Here is a 14,792-nt window from a genome sequence, read left to right as displayed (position 1 = left end):
AGGGCCTCACATGCGTTCGAAGGAGCGGCGCAGCTCCCAGTCGGTGACTGCGGCGTCGAAGGTGTCCAGTTCGACGCGCGCCATGTTGCGGTAGTGCGCGACGACCTCGTCGCCGAAGGCGGCCTTGGCGATGGCGCTGTTCTCCCAGAGCTCGGCGGCCTCGCGCAGGGTGGTCGGGACGTGCTCGTACTCGGCGGTGTAGGCGTTGCCGGGGCAGGGATCGGGGAGCTCCAGCTTGTGCTCGACGCCGTACAGCCCGGCCGCCACCAGCCCGGCCACCGCGAGGTGCGGGTTGACGTCGCCGCCGGGCAGCCGGTTCTCGAAGCGCAGGGAGCGGCCGTGGCCGACGATCCGGAGTGCGCAGGTGCGGTTGTCGTGGCCCCAGGCGACGGCGGTCGGGGCGAAGGAGCCCGGCTGGAACCGCTTGTAGGAGTTGATGTTGGGGGCGTACAGGAGCGAGAAGTCCCGCAGCGCGGCCAGCTGTCCGGCGAGGAAGTGGCGCATCATCTCGGACATGCCGCCCGGCCCGTCCCCGGGCATGACGTTGTTGCCGGCGGTGTCGGTGAGCGAGAGGTGGATGTGGCAGGAGTTGCCCTCGCGCTCGTTGTACTTGGCCATGAAGGTCAGGGAGACGCCCTCCTGGGAGGCGATCTCCTTGGCGCCGGTCTTGTAGATGGCGTGCTGGTCGCAGGTGACGAGTGCCTCGTCGTAGCGGAACACGATCTCGTGCTGGCCGGGGTTGCACTCGCCCTTGGCGGACTCGACGGTCAGGCCGGCGGCCGCCATCTCGTTCCGGATGCGGCGCAGCAGGGGCTCGATGCGGCCGGTGCCGAGGACGGAGTAGTCGATGTTGTACTGGTTCGCCGGCGTCAGCCCCTGGTAGCCCGCGTCCCAGGCCTGCTCGTAGGTGTCCTTGAAGACGATGAACTCCAGCTCCGTGCCCACCTGGGCGGTGAGGCCGAGTTCGCCGAGCCGCTCCAGCTGGCGGCGCAGGATCTGGCGCGGGGCGGCGACGACCGGTGAGCCGTCGGTCCAAGCGAGGTCGGCGACGAGCATGGCCGTGCCCTCGTTCCAGGGGACCCTGCGCAGCGTGCTCAGGTCGGGGTGCATGGCGAAGTCGCCGTAGCCGCGGTCCCAGGACGACATCGCATAGCCGTCGACGGTGTTCATCTCGGTGTCGACGGCCAGGAGGTAGTTGCAGCCCTCGGTGCCGTGGTGGAGAACCTCGTCGAGGAAGAACCGGGCGGCGAACCGCTTGCCCTGGAGCCGCCCTTGCATATCGGGGAAGGCCAGGACGACAGTGTCGATCTCACCGCCCGCGACGAGGGCGTGCAGCTCCTCGACGCCGAGCGGGGGTGTGCGGTCTGCCACGGGAAGGGCCTCCTTCGGGCTGCTGCGCGCTGGTTTCGCCCAGGCCGAGAGCCATAAGGTCGAGAGCCATAAGGTATTGCCGAGAACCATTGCTTGGGAAGGGGGCACGTCCAGATGTCGGTCGATCCTGACAGCACCAACAGCACCAGCAGCACTGACAGCACAGCGGCGGACCGGCTGACCCCGGTGCTGCGGCCGGTGCGTGCGGGCAACGGCTTCGAGGAGGCGCTGGAGCAGATCCTCCAGGTCGTCCGCCTCGGCCTGGTGCCCGGCGGGGAGCGGCTGCCCGCCGAGCGGGAGCTGGCGGAGCGGCTCGGCATCAGCCGGGTCACGCTGCGCGAGGTGCTCAAGGTGCTCCAGGACCAGGGGCTCGTCGAGTCGCGCCGGGGACGGTACGGCGGGACCTTCGTGCTGCCCCGCAAGGACGGTGGCGGCGAGGACGAGCTGCGGCGGCGGGTCGCCGAGGTCGACATCGAGGACATGCTGCGCTTCCGGGAGGTGCTGGAGGTGGGCGCGGCCGGCCTGTGCGCCGCGCACGGTCTGACCGACGAGCAGGCCGCCCGGCTCCGCGAGGCGCTCGCCCACACGCAGGACGCGCCGCTGTCCGACTACCGCCGGCTGGACACGCTGCTCCACCTCACCCTCGCCGAACTGTGCGGGTCACCGTCGCTGACCGCGCAGTACGCGGCGGTCCGGGCGACCGTGAACGACCTGCTGGACTGCATCCCGCTCCTCGTCCGCAACCTGGAGCACTCACAGCGGCAGCACATCGCGATCGTCGAGGCGGTGCTGGACGGGGACGCGGACGGGGCGCGGGAAATGATGCGGGAGCACTGCGGGGGCACGGCGGCCTTGTTGCGGGGGTTCCTGACCTGAGGGTGCGGGCTTGCCGTTCCCGGGTGGTTACGGCAATGGTGTGAGCGCGATCCATTGGCGGGAGCGGGAGGACGTATGACCGGCAGGCCGTTGATCGGCATCAGTACGTATCTGGAGGCCGGGGCGCGCTGGGGCGTCTGGGAGCTGGCGGCCGCGCTGCTGCCGGCCGGGTATCCGCGGCTCGTGCAGGCGGCGGGCGGGCTGGCCGCGATGCTCCCGCCGGACGAGCCTTCGCGCGCTGCCGCGGCCATGGCGCGGCTCGACGGTCTGGTGATCGCGGGCGGGCCCGATGTGGAGCCGGTCCGGTACGGCGCCGAGCGCGACGCCCGGACCGGGCCGCCGGCGCGGGAGCGGGACGCCTGGGAGCTCGCGCTGATCGACGCCGCGCTGGCCGCGCACGTTCCCTTGCTGGGCATCTGTCGGGGCATGCAGCTGCTGAACGTCGCCCTCGGGGGCACGCTCGTGCAGCACGTCGGCGGGCATGCCGAGGTGGTGGGGGTCTTCGGGCAGCATGCCGTCAAGCCCGTGCCGGGGACGCTGTATGCCGGTGTCGCCCCGGAGGAGACGGTCGTACCGACGTATCACCATCAGGCCGTGGATCGGCTCGGGGCGGGGCTTGTGGTGTCGGCGTACGCGGTGGACGGGACCGTGGAGGCGGTGGAACTTCCTTCCGCGGACTGGGTGTTGGGGGTGCAGTGGCATCCGGAGATGGGGGAGGATCTGCGGGTGGTGGAGGCGTTGGTGCGGGCGGCTGGGTGAACGGTGGGGTTTTCGCCCCCGCCGCCCTTACCCGTCCCATCCCAGGGGCTCCGCCCCCGGACCCCCGCTCCTCAAACGCCGGAGGGGCTGAAATTGTGCGGCAGGGGCTGACTTTCCGCGACCGGGCTGGATCATCCCCGCGTCAGTGACAGCAGCTCCCTCGCCGGGCCCGTCGGTCTGTGGCCCGTCGGCCAGACCGCCCGGAGATCCCTCGCCAGGGAGACCTCCGCCACCGGGACGCTCACCAATCTCCGCATCGACAGTTCCTCGCCCACGGCCAGCTCGCTGAGCACCGCCGGGCCCGCGCCGCTTACCGCCGCCGCCTTTACCGCCGTGGTCGAGGAGAGTTCGATCAGGGGGCGGGCCAGGCCGCCCAGGGCCGCGTCCAGGACCTGGCGGGTTCCTGAGCCCTCCTCGCGGAGGATCAGCGGGGTGGCGGCGAGTTCGTCCGCTGCGAGGGGGCGTCGGCGGCGGGCCCAGGGGTGGTCGGGAGCCGTGACGACTATCAGGTGGTCGTGGGCGATGACGACCGAGTCGAGGCCTGTCGGTACGGTCAGGCCCTCCACGAAGCCCAGGTCCGCCTCGTCCGAGAGCAGCCGTTCCGCGACCGCCGCGGAGTTGCCCGCCTGGAGAGACACCGCTGTGTCCGGGCGCCCGGCGCGCAGGGCCAGCAGCCAGCCCGGCAGCAGGTATTCGGCGATCGTCATGCTGGCCGCCACCCTGAGGCGGGAGTCCCTTCGGTCCCGCAGGGCCTGCGCGCCCGCGTCGAAGGCCTCCGCCGCCTCCACGATCCTGCGCGCCCAGTCCGTCACCAGCGCGCCCGCGTCCGTCAGCCGGGAGCCGCGTGGCGAGCGGTCCACCAGGGCCACGCCCAGCTGGCGTTCCATCGAGCGGATCCGGCTGCTCGCCGCGGGCTGGGTGATGCCCAGTTCACGGGCCGCCCCACCCAGGCTGCCGAGCCGTGCCACCGCCAGCAGCAGCTCCAGGGCTCCCAGGTCCGGCACCCGGTGGGCGAGGAGGGCCGGTGGACGGTGCGTGTCTTCCGTGGCGCTGCTCATAAATACAGCTTATGCCCTGATAGAAACGTACCCCCTGGTCGGCGGTGTTCCGCGACGGCACCGTGGAGACATGGTCACCGCAGCCCAGCCCCTCCCCCGTGCCACCGCACGGCTTCCGCGCGCCACGGCCGTCCGTCACCTCGGACCGAATTGGTACGCCTCCGTCATGGGCACCGCCATCGTCGCCACCGCCGGCGCCGCCCTGCCCGCTCCCCTGTCCGGCATCCCCGGCCTGCGCACCCTCTGCGTCACGGTGTGGGCGCTCTCCCTCGGGCTTCTCCTGGTGCTGCTCTGCGCCCGGGCGCTCCACTGGGCCCATCACCGCGACCAGGCCCGCGCCCATCTCCTCGACCCGGCCATCGCCCCCTTCTACGGCTGCCTCGCCATGGCCCTGCTGGCCGTCGGCGGCGGTGCCCTCACCGTGGGACGGGACTGGATCGGGACGGACGCGGCCGTCGCCCTCGACGCCGTGCTGTTCACCGCCGGTACGGTCGTCGGGCTCGCGGCCGCCGTCGCCGTTCCGTACCTCATGGCCGTACGGCATCGGGTGGAGCCGCACCAGGCGACGCCCGTGTGGCTGCTGCCTGTCGTCGCCCCCATGGTGTCCGCCGCGCTCGGGCCGCTCCTCGTGCCGCATCTGCCGCCGGGACAGGCTCAGGAGACGCTGCTGCTCGGCTGCTTCGCGATGTTCGGGCTCAGTCTCCTCGCGACGCTGCTCATGCTTCCGATGATCTTCGGCCGGCTGATCACCGGAGGGCCGCTGCCGCTCGCCCTCACACCCACGCTCTTCCTCGTCCTGGGACCGCTCGGACAGTCCACCACCGCCGTGGGCAACTTCGCGGATGTCGCGCCCGGCGTCGTGCCCGCCGCGTACAGCGACGGGTTCGGGATCCTCGCCGTTCTGTACGGCGTGCCGGTCATGGGCTTCGCGCTGCTGTGGTTCGTGTTCGCCACCGCCCATGTGGTGCGCGCCCGGCGGGACGGGATGAGGTTCTCCATGACCTGGTGGGCGTTCACCTTTCCGGTCGGTACCTGCGTCACCGGTAGCGAGTCGCTGGCGCGGCACACCGGGCTGGTCGCCTTCGAGTGGCTCGCGATCGGCTTGTACGTCGTCCTGGTCGTCGCCTGGGGCACCGCCGCCCTGCATACAGTGCGCGGCCTCGTCAGCGGTGAGCTGCTCGCAGGGCCTCGGCCAGCGCTCGTGGCGCCTCGGTCAGCGACGGCCCGTACCAGGTGAGGTGGCGGCCGCCGACCAGCGCGCAGGGCAGGTCCGGGAAGGCCTCCGGACCGTCGTCGGCCGTGAAGCGGTACGGCTCGTCCGGGAGCACCACCAAGTCGGGCGCCGCCGCGCACAGTTCGGCCACCGGGATGCGGGGGTAGCGCTCGGAGTGGGCCGCGTACAGGTTCTCCACGCCCAGGCGGGACAGGACGTCGCCCGCGAAGGTGTCCCGGCCCAGGACCATCCAGGGGCGGCGCCAGATGGGGACGACCGCCGTCGTGCGGGCTTGCGGGACCGGGAGCGTCGACCAGACCGTCTCCGCCTCGTCCAGCCAGCGGGGCCGGCTCTTCGCTCCGCAAGCGGTCAGCATCCGGTCCAGTTCCCGGAAGGCCTGCGGCACGCTCCGCACCTCGGTGACCAGGACCGCGATCCCCTTCGAGCGCAGGGCTTGCAGGTCCGGTGCCTGGTTCTCCTCCTCGTTGGCGAGGACCAGGTCGGGACGCAGGGCGGTGATCCGGCCGATCGCCGGGTTCTTGGTGCCGCCGACGCGGGTCACGTCCAGGTCCGCCGGATGCGTGCACCAGTCGGTGGCGCCGACGAGGGTGCCCGGCAGTGTCTCGGCCACCGCCTCGGTGAGCGAGGGCACCAGGGAGACGATCCTCACCGGTGCGGCCGGTCCCGGACCGCCTCGATGTGCTCGGCCACCGCGACGACGACCACCCGCGTGTCCGGCTCGGTCGCACGCCAGCGGTGACGCACGCCGCCGGTGAGGTACAGGGTGTCGCCGCGGCCCAGGCGGTAGGCGCGGCCCTCCGCCTCGATCTCCACCACTCCGTCGGCCACGTACATCAACTGGTCGTTGCGGTACTGGAATTCACGGCGTGCGTCATGGTCGCCGGTGAACTCCGAGGCGTGCATCTGGTGGTGACCCCGCACCAGGGAACGCACATGGGGTTCCGGCCCCGGATCGCCGTCGGCGCGAACCACGTCGACGCTGCATGCCGGGTCGGCGGCGGCGAGGAGTTCGACGGCGGTGGTGCGCAGGGCGTCGGCCACCTTCTCCAGGGAGCTTGTGCTGGGGCGCGCGCGGTCGTTCTCGACCTGGCTCAGGAACGGGACCGACAGACCGCTGCGTTCGGCCACGACGGCGAGGGTGAGTTCCAGCGCCCGGCGCCGCCGCCGTACGGCAGCACCCACGCGAAGCGGTTGTTCTTTGTGGTCGCCCATCGCTCCGACTCCCTCCTTCGCGCTGGCTCGTCGGTCCGCGGCCCGTGCACCGCCGTCCGGGCGCACTCCTTCTGATGAGTTCTCTGCACCCTACGCATGTTCGCCAAACCGTTTTATGCGCCTGTCACATCCCCGACACACAGCGTGCCGGACGACCCCACAGTTCTCGCCAGTAGATCAGCTCTCCGGCTTCTCCGGGCGCGGATTCCTCCTTAGGGACGAAGGGGCTGACCAGAAGGGCCGGGTGACCGTCCGGATCGGGGACGGCGCCCTGACCCTCGATCAGCACGAAGGGGGTGCTGTTCAGTTCAATGCGCGCGCAGTGCCGTGTGTTCCCTGGCTCGGGTGGTGGCGTAGCGCTATGTGGTTGTCCGAATCCTTACCGTAGGGAGGACATGCGGCGGCGGGCGTACGGGCCTGTCAGGTGGCCCGTACGCCCGCCGGGTCGGTGGCTACGCGGCCGGGGTCATCCGGTTCACCATGTCCGGGTGCTCCTTGAGCCAAGCGGCGACGGCCTCCTCCTCGTGGCCCTGGCCGCGGTCCTTGATCTCCTGCTCCAGGGAGCCGAGCTCGGCCTCGCTCATCTTGAAGTTCTTGATCCACTTCGTGAGCTGCGGGTACTGCTCGGGGAACTCCTTGTTGGAGATGGTGCGGATCGTGTTGCCCTCGCCGAAGTACTTGTCCGGGTCGGCGAGCTTGGTCAGCTTGTACTCGCTGTAGGCCCAGTGCGGCGACCACAGGACGACGGCGATCGGTTCCTGCTTGGCATAGGCCCGCTTGAGCTCGGCCAGCATCGCCGGCGTGGAGCCGTCGACGACGTCGTACTCCTTGTCGAGGCCGTACCCGGGCAGCACCTTGGTCTTGAGGAGGTTCATCTCGCCGGTGCCCGGCTCGATGCCGATGATCTTCCCGTCGAAGGTGTCGGCCTTGCCCTTGAGGTCCTCCAGGGAGTCGATGCCCTTCACATAACTGGGCACGGCGACCTCCAGTGAGGTTGGCTCGTACCAGGTGCCCAGGTCGCGGAGTTTGTCCTTGCTCTTCTCCCAGTACTGGGACTGGGCGTACGGCAGCCACGCGTCGAAGTTGAGATCGAGGTCGCCCGAGGCAAGGCCGGTGTAGACCGGGCCGACGTCCATCTGCTTGAGGTTCAGCTTGTAGCCGCGCCGCTCCAGGACGTTCTTCCAGAGGTAGGTGACGGCCACGTCCTCGTCCCAGGGGAACCAGGCCACGTCCACGGGGCGCTCGGCCTCGGCCGGGGTCGTGGTGCTCTGCACCGGGGCCAGCTTGTCGACGACACCCGGGTTGGCCTTCAGCCAGGTGCGTACGGCTTCCTGCTGCTTGCCCTGGCCGGCCTTGTTGATCTCCGATTCCAGGCTGGTGAGCTGGTCCTCGGTCAGCTTGAAGTTCTTCAGCCACTCACCGACGACGGGGTTGTCCTTGGAGAAGCCCTTGCGCGCGAGGGTGTGCACGCCGTCGCCCGAGCCCCAAGCTTCCTTCGGGTCCTTCAGCTTCTTCAGCTTGTAGTCGCTGTACGCCCAGTGCGGCGACCAGAGCGTGACGACGATCGGCTCCTGCTTGGCGTAGGCCCGCTTGAGCTGGGCCAGCATCGCCGGCGTGGAGCTGTCGACGACCTTGTACTCCTTGTCGAGGCCGTACTCCCCCAGGACCTTGCTCTTGAGCAGGCTCATCATGCCGGCGCTGGACTCGATGCCGGTGATCTTGCCGCCGAACTCGGACGCCTTGCCCTTGAGGTCGTCGAGGGTGTTGATGTCCTTCATGTAGGCGGGCACGCTCAGCTCCAGGGAGGTCGGCCCGTACCAGGAGCCGAGGTCTTCGAGCTGCTTGCCGTACTTCTTCCAGTACTGCTCGTGCGTGACCGGCAGCCAGGAGTCCGTCTCGAAGTCGACGTCGCCCTGGGCGAGCGAGGTGTAGAGCGGTCCGGCCTCGAACTGCTTGGTCTCCACCTCGTAGCCGCGCTGCTCCAGGATCTCCTTCCAGAGATACGTGGAGGCGACGCCCTCGTCCCAGGGGATGTAGCCGATGCTGATCTTCTTGCCCTGACCGATGTTCGTGTCGGCGGCGACCGGTTCGCTCTTGTCTCCGCCGAAGACGCCCATGCCGCCCGCGACGAGCGCGAGGACGACGACGCCGACCATGGCGACGGCCGGGCGGGGACGGTACGACCAGATCTTCAGGCCCTGCGCGGCACGCAGCCGGGCGGCGGCGCGGCGGCCGAGCGGCGACACCTGGGTGCCGAGCGCGCTGGTCATACGGTCGAGGTAGATCGCGAGGATCACGATGGCGATGCCGGCCTCGGCGCCCAGGCCTACATTGAGCTGGCCGATGGCCTCGTTCACGTCGCCGCCGAGACCGTCGGCGCCGACCATGCCGGCGATGGCTGCCATGGACAGGCCGAGCATGATGACCTGGTTGACGCCGGCCATGACCGTGGGCAGCGCCAGCGGGAACTGGACGCGCAGCAGGGTGTCGCGCGGGGTGGTGCCGAACGCCTCGGCCGCCTCGACCAGTTCCTTGTCGACCTGACGGATGCCCAGCTCGGTCATGCGCACGCCGGGAGCAAGCGCGAAGATCAGCGTCGCGACGATGCCCGCGGCGGCGCCGCTGCCGAAGAAGAGGATCGCCGGGATGAGATAGACCATCGCCGGCAGCGTCTGCATGAGGTCCAGGGCGGGCCGTACGACCGCGCTGACCCGGTTCGAGCGCGCCGCCCAGATGCCCACCGGGACCGAGAGGACGAGCGCGATGACCGTGGCGACGAAGACGAGCGACAGCGTCATCATCGCGTTCTCCCACAGTTCGAGGGAGATGATGAAGGCGAATCCCGCGAAGGTGAGGACACCCGCGACCGTGCCGCGCAGCCAGAAGGCGATCACCGCGAAGATGCCTGCGAGGAGCAGCGGTTCGGGCGCCTGAAGGACGGCGTCGACGCCGTCGTAGGCGCCGCGGAACACCTCCTCCAGGAAGTCGAAGAGCCATCCCAGGTGGGTGGTGAGCCAGTCGACCGCGTCGTTGACCCAGGAGCCGAACTCGATCCTAGGCACCGGCCGTCACCTTCTCTCCGCCCTTGTCCCGCGGGGAGTCGCACGGCGCCGGGGCCCCCGTCTCGTCACCGAGGAAGCCGACGAGCCGCTGTCGTGGGACGACACCGACCAGCTTCCGCTTGCCGTCGAGCACGGCCACGGGGTGGGAGAGGCGGGCGCTGAGCGCGCACAGTTCGTTGAACGGGGTGGCGGGCGTCGCGGTCGCGCAGTCGCAGTCGGCCTCGTCGCCGCGCAGGTCCGTGTCCATGACGGAGGACGCGGTCAGCACGCGGGAGCGGTCGACGTCCTTGGTGAACGAGGCGACGTAGTCGTCGGCGGGGCGCACGAGGATGTCCTCGGCGGTGCCGATCTGGACGATGCTGCCGTCACGCATGACGGCGATGCGGTCGCCCAGTCGCATGGCCTCGTTGAGGTCGTGGGTGATGAACACGATGGTCTTCTTCAGGCGCTGCTGGAGCGTCAGGAGCTGGTCCTGCATGTCACGGCGGATCAGCGGGTCGAGCGCGCTGAACGACTCGTCCATCAGGAGCAGATCGGCGTCGGTGGCCAGGGCGCGGGCCAGGCCCACGCGCTGCTGCATACCGCCGGACAGCTCGTCGGGCCAGGACTTCTCCCAGCCGGCCAGGCCGCACATCTCCAGCGCCTCGGTGGCGCGCTTCTCCCGCTCGGCGCGCGGGACGCCCTGGACGGCGAGTCCGTAGGCGGCGTTCTCGAGGACGCTGCGGTGCGGGAAGAGCGCGAAGTGCTGGAACACCATGCTGATCTTGTTCGCGCGGACCTCACGCAGTTCCCGGGCGCCGAGAGCGGTCAGGTCCTGTCCGTCGAACCGGACCTGTCCCGCAGTCGGCTCCAGGAGCCCGTTGAGCATGCGCAGCAACGTGGACTTGCCGGACCCGGACAGGCCCATCACGACGAATATCTGACCGGGTTCCACGGTGAAGGACGCGTCGATCACGGCGGCGGTGGTGCCGTCGGCCCGCAGTTCGTCCCGGTCGGCCCCCTTCCGGAGCCGCTCGACTGCGTCGTCCGGTCGTCTGCCGAACACCTTGTACAACTGCTCTGCCTCAAGCCTTGATGACACTCGTACCTCTATGCTCGGCGGCCAGGAAATGGGCGCGGCACGGACGCAATCGTTGAAATGCGCAACCGGCGTCGCTCAGTGGCGGCGCCTGCCCCCGCTTCAGCAGGACAAACGCCCGAGTGGTTCAGTTCACACGGCCTTTACTTACGCGCCGTGAACGCAATGAGCACGGCATCCGGGTGACGCATCCGGGTGACTGTCACAGCCGTACGGCATGATTGCGAGGCGTGATGGGACGACTGATGCTCCTCGACACCGCCTCGCTCTACTTTCGCGCCTATTTCGGCGTCCCGGACTCCGTGAAGGCGCCGGACGGCACGCCGGTGAACGCCGTGCGCGGACTGCTGGAGTTCATCGACCGCCTGGTCAGGGACCACCACCCGGACGCCCTGGTGGCCTGCATGGACGCCGACTGGCGGCCGCAGTGGCGGGTCGATCTGATCCCCTCCTACAAAGCGCACCGGGTGGCCGAGGAGCGCGAGGCCGGCCCGGACGAGGAGGAGGTGCCCGACACGCTGTCGCCGCAGGTGCCGGTCATCGAGGACGTCCTGGACGCGCTCGGCATCGCGCGCGTGGGCGTCGAGGGGTACGAGGCGGACGACGTGATCGGCACGTTCACCGCCCGTGCCACCGGCCCGGTCGACATCGTCACCGGCGACCGCGACCTGTACCAGCTGGTGGACGACGCGCGCGGGGTGCGCGTGCTGTATCCGCTCAAGGGCGTCGGCACGCTCCAGCTCACCGACGAGGCGTGGCTGCGCGAGAAGTACGGCGTCGACGGCAGGGGGTACGCGGATCTGGCGACGCTGCGCGGGGACCCGAGCGACGGTCTGCCCGGTGTGCCCGGCATCGGCGAGAAGACGGCCGCCAAGCTGCTCGCCGAGTTCGGGGACCTGGCCGGGATCATGGCCGCGGTCGACGACCCGAAGGCCAGGCTCACCCCGTCCCAGCGCAAACGGCTCGACGAGTCGCGGCCGTACGTCGCCGTCGCGCCGACGGTGGTGAAGGTCGCGGACGACGTCCCGCTGCCGGATGTCGACACGGCCGTGCCGCGCACACCGCGCGACGCGGCGGCGCTGGACGCGCTGGCGGTGCGCTGGGGGCTGGGCGGTTCACTCCAGCGGCTGCTCACGACGCTGGGGACGTGACGATTCCGGGGGCGTGCGCTCATCAAAACATCATGAGCGGGGTGTTAACTGGGGGAAGATGCTAACTTAGGTAAGCCTAAGCAATGGAGCACGGAGGTCGTCATGGCAGAGCGTCCGGACCGCAAGCCGCGTAAGCCCCATGCCGCGCAGGTCGTCCGCACCGAACGGCTCACCCCACACATGCAGCGCGTGGTGCTCGGCGGCGACGGACTGGCCGAGTTCGCGGCGGACACCTGCACCGACCACTACGTCAAGATCCTGTTCCCGGCCGAGGGTGTGACCTACCCCGAGCCCTTCGACATGCAGCGCATCCGCGAGGAGTTCCCGCGCGAGCAGTGGCCGGTGACCCGGACCTACACCGTGCGCCACTGGGACGCCGAACACCGCGAGATGTCGCTGGACTTCGTGATCCATGGCGACGAGGGCCTCGCGGGCCCCTGGGCCGTGCGCGTGCAGCCCGGCGAGACCGTGCGGTTCATGGGCCCGGGCGGCGCCTACGCCCCCGACACCACGGCCGACTGGCATCTGCTCGTGGGCGACGAGAGCGCACTGCCCGCGATCGCCCGCTCCCTGGAGGCGCTGCCGGCCGGCGCCCGCGCCCATGCCTTCGTGGAGGTTTCCGGCCCCGAGGAGGAGCAGAAGATCGACTCGGACGTCGAGGTCGTCTGGGTGCACCGCGGCGCCCGGCCCGTCGGCGAGGCACTGGTGGAGGCGGTCCGCGCACTGGAGTTCCCGGAGGGCCGGGTGCACGCCTTCGTCCACGGCGAGGCGGCCTTCGTGAAAGAGCTGCGGGCCCTTCTGCGGGTCGAGCGGGAGATCGCGCGCGAGGACCTCTCGATCTCCGGCTACTGGCGGCTCGGTCACAACGAGGACGGGTGGCAGGCGTCCAAGCGGGAGTGGAACGCACGCATCGAGGCGGAGCAGGAGGGCGCGTCGCCCGCGGCGTGACAACGTAGAGAGGCGGCCCGCGCGTTGAGAGCGCGGGCCGCCTTTTCTGGTCTCAGACCGACCGCTCGTCGAACCAGAAGGCCGTCACACCGACCGCTGGTAGGACCGGAACGTCCGGATCGACAGCCACACCGCCGCGACCGCGAGCGCCAGCAGCGCCCCGCCGCGGCTGAGTACGTCACCCCAGTCGGGTGAGTCGGACATCGCCGAACGGCCCGCGACCATCGCCCAGTTGACCGGGTTGAAGTCGGCGATGTGCCGCATCCAGCCGGGCATCTGGGCGGGCGCCATGAACGCGCTGGACAGGAAGGTCAACGGCAGCAGCAGGAAGGTGTTGATGCCGATGATCGACTCTCGCTGCCGCACCAGCATGCCGAGTGCGTTGGACAGCGCCCCGAAGACCGTGCCCAGCAGCACGGAGGCGAGGATCAGCACCGCGATGCCGCCGATGCCGCCCGGGTAGTCGGCGCCGCCCAGCAGGCCGAGGAGCACGATGATGACCGACTGAAGGGCGGTGACCAGGCCGTTGTTGACGACGTTCCCGTTCATCAGCGCGGCCCGGCTGATCGGCGTGGTCAGGAAGCGGTCGAGGGTGCCGCGCTGGATCTCCTCCAGCGTGCCCATGCCCGCCCACAGGTTGGAGCTGAGCGCGCTCATCACGACCACGCCCGGCACCAGGTAGTCGAGGTACGAGGTGGTGCCGAAGCCGCCCAGTTCGACGACCTTCTTGAAGAGGCTGCCGAACAGGAACAGCCAGATCACCGGCTGGATGAGAGTGATGATCGCGTACGCGGGCTGGCGGGCGAACACCATCAGCTGACGCTGGGTCATGTACCAGGTCTGGGATACCGCCGTGCTCATCGCACACCTCCGGCCACGAGAAGGTCACCGGTGCCGTCGGCCTCGGAGTAGCGGCGGCCCGCGTACCGCAGATAGACGTCGTCGAGGGAGGGACGCGCGACCGTCGCGGCGGCGACACCGACCCCGGCTCGTTCAAGTGCTCCCAGCAGTGCGGGCATCGCCGCCGCCCCGTCGTCGGCGCGGACGCTGATCCGGTGGCCGTCGACCAGCACCTCGTGCACGCCCGGCAGCCCGCCGAGGCCGGTCTCCAGCAGCGTACGACCGGCTTCGCCGACCGGTGTGCGCAGTTCCAAGTGGACGGCGTCGCCGCGGAGTTCGCCCTTGAGGGAGTGCGGGGTGCCCTCCACGACGACCCGGCCGCGGTCGACGATCGCGATGCGCTCGGCGAGCCGGTCGGCCTCTTCGAGGTAGTGGGTGGTGAGCAGGATGGTCAGGCCCTCGTCGCCGGCGAGGCGGGCGATCTCGTCCCACATCGCGGTGCGGGCCTCCGGGTCGAGCCCGGTGGTGGGCTCGTCGAGGAAGAGCACCTCGGGTCGGTGCACCAGGCCGAGGGCGACATCGAGGCGGCGTTGCATACCTCCGGAGTAGCCCTTGACCGGGCGGCGGGCGGCGTCGGCGAGCTTGAAGCGGTCCAGCAGCTCGTCCACGCGACGGTTCAGGGCGGCGCCTTTCAAGCCGTAGAGCCTGCCCTGGAGTTGGAGGTTCTCACGGCCGGTGGCGACCGGGTCGGTGCCGGAGCTCTGGGCGACCACACCGATCGCGCGGCGCACCCGGTCGGGGTGGCGCAGCACGTCGTGGCCGGCGACGATGGCCGTGCCCGAGTCGGGGCGGGCAAGGGTGGTGAGGATCTTGACGGTGGTGGACTTGCCGGCGCCGTTGGGCCCGAGGAGGCCGAAGACGGTGCCGGGCTCGACGGTGAGGTCCATGCCGCGCAGGGCGGTGACATCACCGGGGTAGGTCTTGATCAGCTCGTGCACCCGCACTGCGGGCGCACGCGTACTACTACTACTACTACTCACGACAGCTCTCCTGAATGAGCGGATGACAACTGATCCGCGTGAAGAGCGCCGGGCTATCCTGGGTGTGCCGCACCTCGATGGCCTGGCTGCGCTGCACGGCGGAGTCGGTTCGGGGTTCGTGACCCTGGCGGGGCTGCTGCAACAGCCCGGCCGGGGTCCTTTT

13 protein-coding genes are annotated in these 14,792 nt (G+C 70.2%); 5 read left to right on the top strand and 8 right to left on the bottom strand.

Annotated features, from left to right (window positions below; translation table 11 throughout):
- Positions 1-6 precede the first annotated feature (6 nt).
- On the bottom strand, positions 7-1,371 hold the full coding sequence (locus KCH87_RS15070; protein ID WP_210586574.1) for a glutamine synthetase family protein: 1,365 nt from the start codon (positions 1,369-1,371) through the stop codon (positions 7-9).
- 114 nt (positions 1,372-1,485) lie between these two features.
- Between KCH87_RS15070 and KCH87_RS15065 the strand changes: the two genes are divergently transcribed.
- Together KCH87_RS15065 and KCH87_RS15060 are read left to right on the top strand one after the other, a co-directional pair.
- Entirely contained in the window at positions 1,486-2,247 is a 762-nt protein-coding gene (locus KCH87_RS15065) for a FadR/GntR family transcriptional regulator (RefSeq protein WP_210586573.1), read from the top strand.
- A 75-nt stretch (positions 2,248-2,322) separates the two neighbouring features.
- Positions 2,323-3,006, top strand: coding sequence for a gamma-glutamyl-gamma-aminobutyrate hydrolase family protein (locus KCH87_RS15060; RefSeq protein WP_210586572.1), 684 nt, complete (start codon positions 2,323-2,325; stop codon positions 3,004-3,006).
- A 131-nt stretch (positions 3,007-3,137) separates the two neighbouring features.
- Here the strand turns inward: KCH87_RS15060 and KCH87_RS15055 are convergent, their stop codons facing one another.
- Entirely contained in the window at positions 3,138-4,064 is a 927-nt protein-coding gene (locus KCH87_RS15055) for a LysR family transcriptional regulator (protein ID WP_210586571.1), read from the bottom strand.
- Positions 4,065-4,134: 70 nt separating this feature from the next.
- Between KCH87_RS15055 and KCH87_RS15050 the strand changes: the two genes are divergently transcribed.
- Entirely contained in the window at positions 4,135-5,301 is a 1,167-nt protein-coding gene (locus KCH87_RS15050) for a TDT family transporter (protein WP_210586570.1), read from the top strand.
- Here the strand turns inward: KCH87_RS15050 and KCH87_RS15045 are convergent.
- The 4 genes from KCH87_RS15045 to KCH87_RS15030 all read right to left on the bottom strand — a co-directional run bounded on the left by KCH87_RS15045 (position 5,228) and on the right by KCH87_RS15030 (position 10,653).
- Complete coding sequence (locus tag KCH87_RS15045; RefSeq protein WP_210586569.1) at positions 5,228-5,947, bottom strand: helical backbone metal receptor; 720 nt, start codon at positions 5,945-5,947, stop codon at positions 5,228-5,230. The genes KCH87_RS15050 and KCH87_RS15045 overlap by 74 nt on opposite strands.
- Positions 5,944-6,510 carry a helix-turn-helix domain-containing protein gene (locus tag KCH87_RS15040; protein WP_210586568.1) on the bottom strand — a complete coding sequence of 189 codons (567 nt, stop codon included), beginning with the start codon at positions 6,508-6,510 and terminating at the stop codon, positions 5,944-5,946. The genes KCH87_RS15045 and KCH87_RS15040 overlap by 4 nt, the downstream gene beginning before the upstream one ends.
- 452 nt (positions 6,511-6,962) lie before the next feature.
- Complete coding sequence (locus tag KCH87_RS15035) at positions 6,963-9,572, bottom strand: ABC transporter permease/substrate binding protein (RefSeq protein WP_210586567.1); 2,610 nt, start codon at positions 9,570-9,572, stop codon at positions 6,963-6,965.
- Positions 9,565-10,653 carry a glycine betaine/L-proline ABC transporter ATP-binding protein gene (locus KCH87_RS15030; protein ID WP_210586566.1) on the bottom strand — a complete coding sequence of 363 codons (1,089 nt, stop codon included), beginning with the start codon at positions 10,651-10,653 and terminating at the stop codon, positions 9,565-9,567. Before KCH87_RS15030 ends, KCH87_RS15035 begins: the two co-directional genes overlap by 8 nt.
- Before the next feature lie 242 nt (positions 10,654-10,895).
- Here KCH87_RS15030 and KCH87_RS15025 point away from each other — a divergent pair, with 242 nt between their 5' ends.
- Positions 10,896-11,801: a 5'-3' exonuclease gene (locus KCH87_RS15025; RefSeq protein ID WP_210586666.1), complete on the top strand. Its 906-nt coding sequence runs from the start codon at positions 10,896-10,898 to the stop codon at positions 11,799-11,801.
- A 102-nt stretch (positions 11,802-11,903) separates the two neighbouring features.
- A complete protein-coding gene (locus KCH87_RS15020; protein WP_210586565.1) occupies positions 11,904-12,749 on the top strand; it encodes a siderophore-interacting protein in 846 nt (281 codons plus the stop codon).
- Positions 12,750-12,833: 84 nt separating this feature from the next.
- On the opposite strand, the gene KCH87_RS15015 is transcribed toward KCH87_RS15020, so the two are convergent.
- Together KCH87_RS15015 and KCH87_RS15010 are read right to left on the bottom strand one after the other, a co-directional pair.
- Entirely contained in the window at positions 12,834-13,610 is a 777-nt protein-coding gene (locus KCH87_RS15015) for an ABC transporter permease (protein WP_210586564.1), read from the bottom strand.
- Positions 13,607-14,629 (bottom strand): ATP-binding cassette domain-containing protein, encoded by a 1,023-nt coding sequence (locus tag KCH87_RS15010; RefSeq protein ID WP_308298833.1) that lies wholly within the window; start codon positions 14,627-14,629, stop codon positions 13,607-13,609. Before KCH87_RS15010 ends, KCH87_RS15015 begins: the two co-directional genes overlap by 4 nt.
- Positions 14,630-14,792: the final 163 nt, after the last annotated feature.

The organism is Streptomyces sp. GESEQ-35 (assembly GCF_017948485.1).
Taxonomy (GTDB): domain Bacteria; phylum Actinomycetota; class Actinomycetes; order Streptomycetales; family Streptomycetaceae; genus Streptomyces.
The sequence above is the reverse complement of the archived record's forward strand: the minus strand, read 5'-3'. Positions and strand labels throughout refer to the sequence as shown.